This is a genomic window from Atribacterota bacterium, assembly GCA_028703475.1.
Classification (GTDB): domain Bacteria; phylum Atribacterota; class Phoenicimicrobiia; order Phoenicimicrobiales; family Stramentimicrobiaceae; genus JAQVMU01.
Genome location: JAQVMU010000055.1, coordinates 1 through 11,202, shown reverse-complemented (window position 1 = coordinate 11,202; position 11,202 = coordinate 1). Strand labels below are relative to the sequence as shown.

11 protein-coding genes are annotated in these 11,202 nt (G+C 33.8%); 4 read left to right on the top strand and 7 right to left on the bottom strand.

Going from position 1 to position 11,202, the window contains the following annotated elements; translation table 11 throughout:
* Nucleotides 1–5: 5 nt before the first annotated feature.
* Entirely contained in the window at nucleotides 6–1,640 is a 1,635-nt protein-coding gene (locus PHQ99_06420) for an ABC transporter substrate-binding protein (protein ID MDD4289205.1), read from the bottom strand.
* A 322-nt stretch (nucleotides 1,641–1,962) separates the two neighbouring features.
* Nucleotides 1,963–2,802, bottom strand: a complete 840-nt coding sequence (locus PHQ99_06415) for a hypothetical protein (protein MDD4289204.1) — start codon at nucleotides 2,800–2,802, stop codon at nucleotides 1,963–1,965.
* A gap of 397 nt (nucleotides 2,803–3,199) precedes the next feature.
* Between PHQ99_06415 and PHQ99_06410 the strand changes: the two genes are divergently transcribed.
* Nucleotides 3,200–4,576, top strand: a complete 1,377-nt coding sequence (locus PHQ99_06410; GenBank protein ID MDD4289203.1) for an MATE family efflux transporter — start codon at nucleotides 3,200–3,202, stop codon at nucleotides 4,574–4,576.
* Nucleotides 4,577–4,625: 49 nt separating this feature from the next.
* Here PHQ99_06410 and PHQ99_06405 read toward each other — a convergent pair whose 3' ends face one another.
* The 4 genes from PHQ99_06405 to PHQ99_06390 form a co-directional block, all read right to left on the bottom strand.
* A complete protein-coding gene (locus PHQ99_06405) occupies nucleotides 4,626–5,123 on the bottom strand; it encodes a GNAT family N-acetyltransferase (protein ID MDD4289202.1) in 498 nt (165 codons plus the stop codon).
* A gap of 102 nt (nucleotides 5,124–5,225) precedes the next feature.
* A complete protein-coding gene (locus PHQ99_06400; protein ID MDD4289201.1) occupies nucleotides 5,226–5,990 on the bottom strand; it encodes an EamA family transporter in 765 nt (254 codons plus the stop codon).
* Nucleotides 5,991–6,118: 128 nt separating this feature from the next.
* Nucleotides 6,119–6,553, bottom strand: coding sequence for a thioesterase family protein (locus PHQ99_06395; GenBank protein MDD4289200.1), 435 nt, complete (start codon nucleotides 6,551–6,553; stop codon nucleotides 6,119–6,121).
* 63 nt (nucleotides 6,554–6,616) lie between these two features.
* On the bottom strand, nucleotides 6,617–7,117 hold the full coding sequence (locus PHQ99_06390; protein MDD4289199.1) for a hypothetical protein: 501 nt from the start codon (nucleotides 7,115–7,117) through the stop codon (nucleotides 6,617–6,619).
* 244 nt (nucleotides 7,118–7,361) lie between these two features.
* Here PHQ99_06390 and PHQ99_06385 point away from each other — a divergent pair, with 244 nt between their 5' ends.
* The 3 genes from PHQ99_06385 to mscL all read left to right on the top strand — a co-directional run bounded on the left by PHQ99_06385 (nucleotide 7,362) and on the right by mscL (nucleotide 10,555).
* Entirely contained in the window at nucleotides 7,362–9,152 is a 1,791-nt protein-coding gene (locus PHQ99_06385) for a DegV family protein (GenBank protein MDD4289198.1), read from the top strand.
* 48 nt (nucleotides 9,153–9,200) lie between these two features.
* Nucleotides 9,201–9,986 carry a DUF1295 domain-containing protein gene (locus PHQ99_06380; protein MDD4289197.1) on the top strand — a complete coding sequence of 262 codons (786 nt, stop codon included), beginning with the start codon at nucleotides 9,201–9,203 and terminating at the stop codon, nucleotides 9,984–9,986.
* 116 nt (nucleotides 9,987–10,102) lie between these two features.
* Nucleotides 10,103–10,555, top strand: a complete 453-nt coding sequence (gene mscL / locus PHQ99_06375; protein ID MDD4289196.1) for a large-conductance mechanosensitive channel protein MscL — start codon at nucleotides 10,103–10,105, stop codon at nucleotides 10,553–10,555.
* Between the two features lie 79 nt (nucleotides 10,556–10,634).
* On the opposite strand, the gene PHQ99_06370 is transcribed toward mscL, so the two are convergent.
* Nucleotides 10,635–11,189 carry a lipocalin family protein gene (locus PHQ99_06370; GenBank protein MDD4289195.1) on the bottom strand — a complete coding sequence of 185 codons (555 nt, stop codon included), beginning with the start codon at nucleotides 11,187–11,189 and terminating at the stop codon, nucleotides 10,635–10,637.
* Between the last annotated feature and the right edge of the window lie 13 nt (nucleotides 11,190–11,202).

Here is an 11,202-nt window from a genome sequence, read left to right as displayed (position 1 = left end):
ATTAACTATTTTATATCAACAGGATAGAAGAACATACGGGAAGTTGGGTGTAAAACAAAACCTTCTACATTATTGCGGAAGACTACGTTTTGATTAGAATGAGCTAAAAATACCCATCCGGCATCTTCATGAACTAATTCCTGTGCTTTTTTATAGTATTCTTCTCTTTCTTTTACATCATAAGTTCTTAATGCTGCAGTTAAAAGTTTCTGGTTTTCTTCATTGGTATAGAAGGCATAATTCCCGGCTGTTCCAATAGAACAGGCATTTAGACCATATAGAACATTCATAAAATTATCCGGGTCACCATTATCACCTGTCCAACCCAGCATACACATCTGATGCTGTCCTGCTTCTGTCTCCTGCAGGTAAGTGCTCCAATCTACCTGATAGAAATTAACCGTGATTCCTACTGCTGCCAGATAACTTTGAATAGCCTCACCTATTTTTGGAGGATCAAACATGTACGGTCTGGAGACAGGCATAACATGTAATGTTACTTCAAAGCCATCAGGATAACCGGCTTCAGCCAGTAACTCTTTAGCTCTTTCCGGATCATAAGGATAATCTTCTATTCCATCGTGATGTCCAAGTACCCCGGGAGGCACACCAGTTTTTGCAAGAGCGGCAGTTCCCATATAAATATCTCTTACTATAGCTTCCTTATCAATTGCCATATTGATAGCCTGTCTTACCCCTTTTTTGGTCAGAGGTTCAAAATAACCGGGTAATTTTTCAAATGGTTCATCATCATCTTTGACTCCATTCTTGTTGGCATCAACATAGCCATAACCGGTATTCATAGCCATATAGCCAACATTCATACCAGGTTCTGTCATCAAGACAAGATTAGAATTGGCTTCAATACGTTCCAAATCAGATGGATTAGGATATTCTATACCATGTACCTCTCCTACCTCTAAAGCCAGTAATCTTGCTGAAGGATCTTCTATAACCCTGAATATCAGTTTGTCTAGTTCTGGTCTTTCTCTCCAGTAGTCTTCATTGGTTTCCAGGGTAATATGATCATCCTTTACCCATTCCACAAATTTAAAAGGTCCGGTACCACATGGATTCTTAAAGGCATCTTCTGTGAATTTTTCTGCATTTGCCGGACTTACAATTGCCACCGTGAACATGGCCAGGCTGGTCATAATAGAGGCATTGGGATCCTTTAAGGTTAATTTAACTGTGTAATCATCAATTTTTTCCATTTTTTCAATATCACTGAACATGTATCCCCAATATGGCCATTCACCATACTGATGGTAAGGATGTTCCGGATTGTATTGTCTTTCAAAAGAAAAGACTACTGCATCAGCATTGAAATCAGTTCCATCATGGAACTTTACTCCCCTTCTTAAATTAAAGACTATTTCTGTACCATCCTCGGATATTTCCCAGGATTCGGCTAAACAAGGTTTAATCTCAGTGGAACCTGCCTCATATTCTACCAGTCCTTCAAAGATATTATCCATTCTCTGGATAGATTCACCATCTGTTACATCAGCAGGGTCCAAACGGACAGCATCTCCGCTGCTGCCAAACACCAGAACTTTTTCTTGAGCTAATCCAGACATAACTATTCCCATACTAAGAATAATTATTAAAGTCAGGATAGATAATAATTTATTTTTCATTTCTTTTCCCCTTTCATTTTATTAATTTTCTCATCATCTCAATTTATCTGAACAATTCTATCTTACATTCACCTCCTATTTTTTTAAAATTTCTTTTTACTAAAAAACCTTATTAATACTAAAGACATATAATTAGATAGTTAGATAAAAGAATAACACCATGAAAAAACAATGTCAACTAATATATTGAATGCTAATCAATAACCGTTTCATATATAATAGCCTTTATTCTATCAAGGGTTAAGTCCCTGCTCCAGTCAATAAGGTAAGGCCTTATCCCAGTCAACAAGGACCTTCCCTTGAACAGAAACTTTTTAAGAGGTTAGGGAATTCTTAAATGATTCGCCTTTGAATCTTCGAATTGTTGGATTATTTTGAATTGTGATAATACTACTTCTTTCTTGCGGGAAAATATTTGATTATGGTTCTGACACCAGGTACTAAAAGCTTTTTGATATTTTTTTTCTCTATCTTCGGAAAATACCTCTTCAGTATCGTCCAACTGTTTTACGACTCCTCTTAAATTGTCAAATGGCTCAATAATAACCCGGGTTATTTCCAAAACAGCAATCGGAATACCTTTCCAGTTATTCAAAAGCGCATATTCTCCAATTTTGGGTATAGGCTGGTGATATAGATTATATTGTTCTTTAAGCTCAACAAATAATTTTCTTTTACCCTGGAGTATTCCATTATTATAATTATCAGTTTCTTTTTTACCATGTCCATTCTTAACAATATGAAAATTTGATTTAACATCAATAAAACCATCTAATAATATATCCTGGTAAGCATTAATAACTGATTTTCCGGATAAACCAGAAAAAATATAGTCTTCTTTGACACAATTGATTGGTGTCCACTGAATATCACGGTATTTAGTTAAATCAAACATTATTTCTGAAGCCTCTTTACCTATACAGAGAAAGAGGTAAATAATTTGTTCATTGTGAGAAATATCCAAAAGATTTTTTTTACCAATCAAGCTTGATTTTAAAGGAATAAAGGCCTGTTTAGCTAACAGCTCTACATTCAATCGGTTTGATGGCTTATTAACAGGGTCTTCAACTTCAGGTAAAAACCAATGATTATCATTAATTTTATTTTTGTTTTTTACCCATAAAGCTTTATGTTCTCGGTCAAGAATTAAGAGAAAAGCCATCTCTGCTCCTGAAGGTTTTAATTTAAAAAATATTAAAAGATTTTTCTTTTAGAGTTTATAGAGAAGTTATTTAATCAGCAAATAATGATGTAAACATAAAGGCATAGGTTTATTAAGATTATATGCCTAATAGAACTACAAATAAGTAAATATAAATTAAATTTTCTTCTCTGAAAATAATGCTTGCTATTATATTATAATAATTTTTCTTTTAAAAGAAAAGAACAATATAATACTATTTATTATTTTCTGGTAAAAAATTATTCTATTTTGATTATTATATCATATAAATATTTTACTTTTATAGCAAAAGAACAATATAATAACATTAGACTTTGATTAATATTTATATTTGTTTTAATTTTTAAATCCTAATCAAATCTATAATAGGTTGGTTATGCAAAGAAGGTTTATAAAAAGAGATCTAACTAAAGGAAATATTGTTAAAAATCTACTTGTAGTCTCTATTCCTACAATGTTCGGGTTCTTTGCTCAAACCCTTTATGATTTTATAGATATGATCTGGATAGGCAGAATATCTGCTCAAGCAGTTGCAGGGGTAACCATTTTCAGTACCATCTTTTGGATTTCAGATATTTTTAGTGAAATTATTGGTGTTAGTGCAGTATCGCTGATTTCCCAAAGTTATGGATCGGGTCACACTGATAAGACAAAAGAAATCATGGAACAATCTATCTTTTTTAAACTACTTGTTTCAGCAGTTATGGCAATAATACTAACTATACTTCTCAAACCTCTTAGCTACTTTTTTTCTGATGATAATTTGGTTATTAAACATATTCTTGATTATGGAATTATTCGTTCCCTGTTCCTTCCTTTTATGTTTGCTTCATTCAGTGTAAATACTGCGATGCGCTGTACCGGTGATGCCAGGCATCCTATGATTATCATGACATTCACCTCAATTTTAAATATTATCTTAGACCCGATTCTAATGTTTGAAACAATACCTGGAACTTCAATTCCGGGATTTGGCTGGGGAATTCAAGGTGCAGCAATTGCTACTGTATTCTCGACTTTTGTGGCATTTTCAGCTGGATTGCTTATTCTATTATCAGGAAAAAGCTATGTTCAGATATCTGTAAAAGGCTTGTTTAGGTTGAGTAAGGAAAATGCTAAAAAACTAAGCATTATTGGTCTACCTACTGGATTAGAAATGTTTTTTCGGCAAGGTAGTCAGTTTTTACTCTTGAAAATTGTATCCTTATACGGTACACCTGCACTTGCAGTCTTTGGTATTGGAATGCGTCTGTCTAATCTTGTCTTTCTTCCTCTATTAGGATTATCCATGGGGGGAAGTACGGTTGCCGGTCAAAACCTTGGCGCTAATCAAGTTGAAAGAACTCATAAAACTGCACTATGGGCTGCTTTTTTAGGAAGCATTGTCACAGGTATTATAGTTGCTATAATAATATGTTTCCCTGAACATATTATTAAATTATTTATTAATCACAACGAAGTTATTGAAATTGGCAAAAACATGATTTATATTATTGCTCCCAGTTTTATTGCTGTTGCTCTTTCCATGGGGCTGAATACTGTTTTTTCCGGCTCAGGATTCAATCTTCCTTTCTTAGTCTCTGGAGTCGTATCACGCTGGTTATTCCAGATTCCCTACTCTTTTTTGATAGTCTATATTCTGTCTCTGCCTGTCCATTATATCTGGATAGGATTTTTACTGGCAGAATTAATCGAACTGATCGTTATGGTAATATATTACAAAAAAGGGAAATGGAAATATAATCGGGTTTAAAATATTTGCCCATCCCCTCTTTCTTGAAATATTAATTTAGATTATATCTTTACCGGATAAGATCTTCCATGGCATCTTTATCCAAGCGATAAACGGTCCATTCATCCAGGGGGTAAGCACCCAGTTTTTCATAAAACTCTCTGGCAGGATTCCAATTTAAAACTAACCACTCCATTCTCCCGCAATCTCTTTCTCTGGCAATTTCAACACATTTTAATAACAATTCTTTGCCAATACCCAATCCACGAAATTCTTCTTTTACATAGAGATCCTCAATATAAAAACCCGGTTTCCCCAGAAAGGTTGAATAATTGTGAAAAAAAATAACCATTCCTGCCGCTCGACCTTCCCAAATAGCCAATAAAGCTTCTGCATATGGCTTATCCCCAAATAAAGTTTTGCAAACAGCTTCTTCGTCTGTAACTACCATGTCACTTAGTTTTTCATATACTGCTAATTCTTTAATCAATGCCAATAGCACAGGTACGTCTGATAGTTCAGCCTCTCTGATTGTAAGATTATTTTTATTATTTCCTGTATTTTCCAAAACATATTTCCTTTCAATTTTATATGTATAGTAGACTCAATTAAATTCATGATAAGAATTTTAATATTTATTGCTTTAAGTGTAAAATATAATACAATTCACTTAAAAATTCAAATATAAAAACCATCCACCCAAAAGAATAAGAATGGAGCCTGGCAATTTCTCTATTACATTTTCCTTAAAAAACAGGAATGAAAATAATAGAGTTAGAACCAGGGAAAGATTGGTTAAAGGTTCAGCAAGACTTAAATCAATCTGTTGCATGGCATAGAGTAAAAATAAATACGAAAATCCATTTATCAGTCCACTGGTTATTGACAGTTTCGGTTTTTTATTAAAAACTTTTAATATTGTATTTACCTTCCCTCTAATCAGCAAAATAACCAGTAAATTAAAAGCAATAAAAAAGTATAATATCGTAGAATAAGTAACGGGATGAACACTGGGAAGATAATATTTATCAATAACCCTCCCTAAACATTGGCTGGTAACCGCTAAAAACATCATTCGGCTGGGAATATCAGTAAAGATATATCGCGCTGAATAGAATGGATTTTTGGCATCTTTCAGCAGCGAAACCCCGATTATCATTAAAATAACCCCCATAATTTTAGTTATTGTAAATGGTTCTGAAAGGAAAAGAAAAGAAAATATTAGTAGAATTAACCCATTTAAACTGTATATCGGAGTTACCAAAGATGTTTCTCCTGTTGCCAGAGAAGTAACAAAAGAATAAGAATATACTGTATAGAGTAAACTGCTGCCATAACAAGGCAGTAAAAAGATAAAATTCTTTATGGGGACAAAAGAAGCCAATGGAGTTAAAATAAGTGCTCCAAAGATAAAGAATAAAAAAGTTGCTGACAGGTTATAATCAACATTGCCCTGACGATCCCCCAGTAATCTAACAACAATCTTTTCAAAAGCAACGAATACTATTCGCGCTGTTAAAGCAAGATATGATACCAGAATATGCTATTCACCTCTTTCTAAAATTAGTCTTTTTGTCTCTCTTCCTTTTCCTTTCTATAAATTTCTTTCAACTCTTCAGGAATACGAATTGGTCTCCATTGAACCTGGTCTATAAAAACACCCTTTTGTTCAGCTATAGCCATTACCTTTTCGTTAACAACAAATTCTGCCTTAACTTTCCACTTATGAGAATGAAGCCTACTAACCCACATTATTCCCTTTACCTTATCGGACATGCGAATTGCATGCTGATATTGGATATGAGTTTCCAGCAATATTGGTATAAATCCTGCTTCCATTTGTTTTGTTAAAGAAAAATATTTTTCCAGCCATGCTAAACGCAAATCCTCCAACCAACGAATATAACTAATATTGCTAACAATGCCCACAAAATCAATATCATATGAAGCAACTTTTACTTCTTTCAAAATTAAAAGATATCTCCTGTCTCTATCCAAAAATATTTCCTCCTTAATCTTTTATTAAAGGATTTAAAAATCAAAAAATATATTCTTTGCTGGTTAATTCAGGCAGCTTAATAAATCAATGAGCCCATACCCGATAACAAAAACAAGGGTAGCATAAATAAAAAGACTGGGTAAAATATTCCTTTCAGTATAACCGGTTTGCTTTAAAAATAGGATTTTGACCAAATCTCCCAACATCATTAAGAGTGCAAAATATGGCAAATAGAACCAGCCTGTATCTCTAAGTAATGACAAGAACATTCCCCAATGGCCAATATTGTTCAATATAACAAAAAACATGGATATAATTTCCTTATTTTTCCAGCGATTAAAAATGGCAAAAAATATTCCCAATGATAAAAGCCCTAAAACAAGCAGTTGAACCAGTTGTACCCCTGAAGGAATAACCCAATCTTGTGAGTCAAAACTTAAATAAAAAGACAATATGCCAATTATTATTGCAATAGTTTTTATTATCGTCTCGACCCAACCCAAAAAAGTCCAATTATGAATATACCAATCAGTAGATGACTTTTTCTTATCTTTCCATCCCAAATTATATTTTCTCCTTCCTTATATCTATTGTTTTTAAATTTTTATTGTTTTTTCTGAGCAACAGGTGAATTATTCAGGAAAAATTTAAACAAATCTTTTCTATTGAACAATAACCCAAAAAATACCATTTTGCAACAATTTGTAGTAGGTTTTAATAACTTATATATTTATAAATATTTATTGTTAAACATTGATAATTCAGTTACAATGCAAATATAAATCTATATTTAAAGGAAACGGTTTAATGCCAATTAAATACCTGAACGGAAAACGACTTTATTATGCCTTCATTTCCGGTGCTAATGAGATTATTCGACAAAAAGAAAAACTCAATAAAATAAACGTTTTTCCTGTTCCTGACGGAGATACCGGAACAAATCTGGCTTACACTATTAACAATATGCTCCAGGAAGTTAAGGCATCAAAGAATGTCAATATAACTTTGCAATCAATGGCTGACGCAGCACTGTCCGGAGCTAGAGGAAACTCTGGTATTATCTTTGCACAATTTTTTAATGGCTGGGCTAATGCAGTTGGTAATCAAAAAACATTAAATATTCAAACTTTTGGAGAATCTGTCAAAGATGCTATACCATCTGTTTATAATGCAATTCTTCATCCGGTAGAAGGGACAATGCTCTCGGTTATAAAAGTATGGGCACAAGCAGTTTATGATATGAAGAATAAGAGTCATGACTTTGATGAGCTTTTTCACTCTGCACTGTTAAAAGCACGAGAGGCTTTAAATAATACCCCTAATCAATTGAAAGCTTTGCGAGATGCAAATGTAGTCGACGCTGGGGGTAAAGGATTTGTGCACTTGTTAGAAGGTATGGGTCAATTTATCCGTTATGGTAATCTCAGAGAGATTGTTAAACAACATGAATTATCAGTAGAAAAATTTGAACCTATGCCGGAAGCTGATTTTGATTTAACATACCGCTATTGTATAGAGACCATGTTAATCAATATTCAGCCTGAAAAAATGAGTGAAATAAGAAATATGTTAGAGAATTTGGGCGATTCTATTATAGTTGCCGGAAATACCCGAAAAACCCGTATACATATTCATACCAACAATCCTGCAGAGGTATTTTTAAATCTTAGCAATTTTGCAAATATTGTAAACCCAAAAGTTGACGATATGAAAAAACAATTTATATCTTCCCATAAAAAACATCCTACTATTGCTCTGGTTACTGATTCAATTGCTGATATCCCGGAAAAACTGCTTGATATGTATAATATCCATATTTTACCTATATCTATTTTTTTTGAAAACAATGAGTTTCTGGATAAGATTACCATTACTCCAAAAATATTTCATGAGCTGGTTGAAAAAACTAATAATTTTCCAACCAGCTCTCAACCAGGCGTAAAAGTTGTCGAAGGACTTTTACAATACCTCAGCTCTTATTATGATTCTGTGATTGCATTAATGGTCTCCGGAAAAATCAGCGGCACTATTAACTCAGTTTTTCAGGCAGCGGGAAAATTACGGGAAACTGGTTATAATATAGATGTTATTGATTCTAAATTAAATTCTGCCGCCCAGGGATTATTAGTCCAGAAAACTGCTGAGCTTATTGATACTGGATTGGGCCATGATGCAATTATAGAAAAAATCCATGACTTGATACCCAAGGTTAAAATTATGGTTAGTGTTTCTAATTTTAAGTATATGGTTCAATCCGGCAGGGTAAGCCCTTTTAAGGGAAACCTTGCAAAAATATTAAACTTAAAACCCATCATCTCATTGGATGAAGAAGGAAATGGCATTGCCTTTGCCAAGGCTTTCAGCCGTAAGGCTAATTTTAATAAAATATTAAACATCATCCAGGAAAATAATCAGAAAAATCCCATTACGCGTTATTGTATTGTCCATTCCCAGGCGCCAAAACTGGCAGAGCAATACCGGAAATCCCTGCTAACAATATTGCAAAAAGAACCACAATACATTGAAGAAGTTTCATCTGTCGTTGCAATGGCTTCAGGAAAAGGTGCTGTTGCAGTGGGTTTTATGAGTGAAGAATAAAATTATACCATAATTTACTTTTTCTATTAGATAGATAGGAGGTAATGTATGTTATCTATCTTTTTTCCATCTGCTGTACTCATTTTTATTTATTTCACTATTTTCTTTATAACTGCACAAATTATAAAGAATAATTCCATAGTAGATATCGGCTGGGGTTTTGGTTTTATACTTGTAACTCTCTTTACTTTCTTTTTTTCAGAAGTTATTACTGCCAGAAGCATACTTGTAAGTGTACTTGTAATTACCTGGGGTTCCCGTTTATCTTATTATATTTTAAAACGAAACTGGGGAAAACCAGAGGATTTTAGATATGCCAAATGGAGAAGAGAATGGGGGAAATGGATTTACATTCGTGGTTTTTTTCAGATTTTCATGTTACAGGGATTATTTTTGCTGATTATCTCTTCCCCTGTTATACTTATAAATCACTCTCAACAGCAAGGTTTGCAACTTTTGGATTACCTGGGCACTATAATCTGGATTACAGGTTTCCTGTTTGAATCAGTGGGTGACTACCAATTAGCCCAATTTATCAAAAAACCGAAAAACAAAGGGAATATTATGAAATACGGGTTATGGAAATATACCCGCCACCCAAACTACTTTGGAGAAGCAACTATGTGGTGGGGAATCTACATAATTGCTTTGTCATTACCAAGGGGTTTTTGGTTAGTCATCAGCCCGTTGACTATTACCCTGCTTTTACTCTTTGTTTCCGGTGTTCCTATGCTGGAAAAGAAATTTGCCGATAATCCTAAATTTCAGGAATATGCCCGGGAAACATCAAAATTCTTTCCCTGGTTTCCGAAATCTACCAAAGAAAAGGAGTAAGTGAATATGGAATAAGAACTTATCTATCTTAAAATATAATAAAAACTAAAATCTTTATACTTAACTATTGAAATACCATTAATATAAGCAAATTTAGTTTTAAGGAGGAATTTGTAATGTTAGATGAATTTAAAAAATTTATTATGCGGGGAAATGTCCTGGACATGGCAGTGGGAATTGTTATCGGAGCTGCCTTCGGTTCAATAATCACCTCTTTTGTTAAGGATGTAATTATGCCACCTATCGGGCTTCTGTTAGGAGGAATAGACTTCAGTAATCTCTTTATCTTGCTTAAGCAAGGTACTACACCCGGTCCTTATCTTACTGTAGCTGAGGCACAGGAAGCCGGTGCAGTTACAATGAATTATGGTTTATTTATTAATACTATCATAAGTTTTTTAATTATTGCATTAGCTATCTTCCTGGTTATTCGCAAAGTAAACAGCATGAAGAAGAAAGAAGAAGTACCACCACCATCAACCAAGGAATGCCCTCACTGCTTTACTTTGATACCTGTTAAAGCAACACGCTGCCCTAATTGTACTTCCGAATTAGCTAAGGGAAAATAGTTTTAGAAAATTTTTCATAATTATTGAGAAATTAGGGAACTGAATATATATATTCAGTTCCCTAATTTTTACAATTCCCTTACCAACAAGTTTGGGGTGTTACTTTAATTTGAGCTACATCAAAACCCCAGTCCTCTGCTTTTTGAATTAGCATATCATAAGTCTCTGATTCCATTTGCGGTGTTCTGGATAGAATCCACAAGTAATTATAATTCTTTCCGGTAACCATAGCATAAGAATATTCCTCTTCGTCCAAAACTATAATATTATATTGGCTGGGGGGAATAATCGGGAAAAATCTGACTTTTAACTGTCCCGGTTCTTCAGGGTTGGGTACCCATGCAGTTCCGGTTATGCTGCTTAACTTTCCATCTGTTGATCCTTTGTATCCCTGATTGAGTACTTCTACTTTACCATCCTCCATAATTGTGTAAGTCGCAGTAACACATACTAAATTTTTAGCAAAAGTAGTTGGCAGACTGGCAATCTCATACCAGACTCCTGTATATCGTTCCAGATCTACCTGGTCAACCGTTTCGATTGAATCCAAAACTGGTGTACCAATAATAGCACAACTACTAAAAAATAAAGAAACTAAAATCAATACCATTAAATAAAATTTTTTTCTGCTCATTAAATTACCTCCT

Bases quoted from the DNA above. Each gene is read 5' to 3' on its own strand.
- PHQ99_06370 (MDD4289195.1), bottom strand. From the start codon at position 11,189: ATGAGCAGAAAAAAATTTTATTTAATGGTATTGATTTTAGTTTCTTTA.
- PHQ99_06385 (MDD4289198.1), top strand. From the start codon at position 7,362: ATGCCAATTAAATACCTGAACGGAAAACGACTTTATTATGCCTTCATT.
- PHQ99_06415 (MDD4289204.1), bottom strand. From the start codon at position 2,802: ATGGCTTTTCTCTTAATTCTTGACCGAGAACATAAAGCTTTATGGGTA.
- PHQ99_06380 (MDD4289197.1), top strand. From the start codon at position 9,201: ATGTTATCTATCTTTTTTCCATCTGCTGTACTCATTTTTATTTATTTC.
- mscL (MDD4289196.1), top strand. From the start codon at position 10,103: ATGTTAGATGAATTTAAAAAATTTATTATGCGGGGAAATGTCCTGGAC.
- PHQ99_06420 (MDD4289205.1), bottom strand. From the start codon at position 1,640: ATGAAAAATAAATTATTATCTATCCTGACTTTAATAATTATTCTTAGT.
- PHQ99_06410 (MDD4289203.1), top strand. From the start codon at position 3,200: ATGCAAAGAAGGTTTATAAAAAGAGATCTAACTAAAGGAAATATTGTT.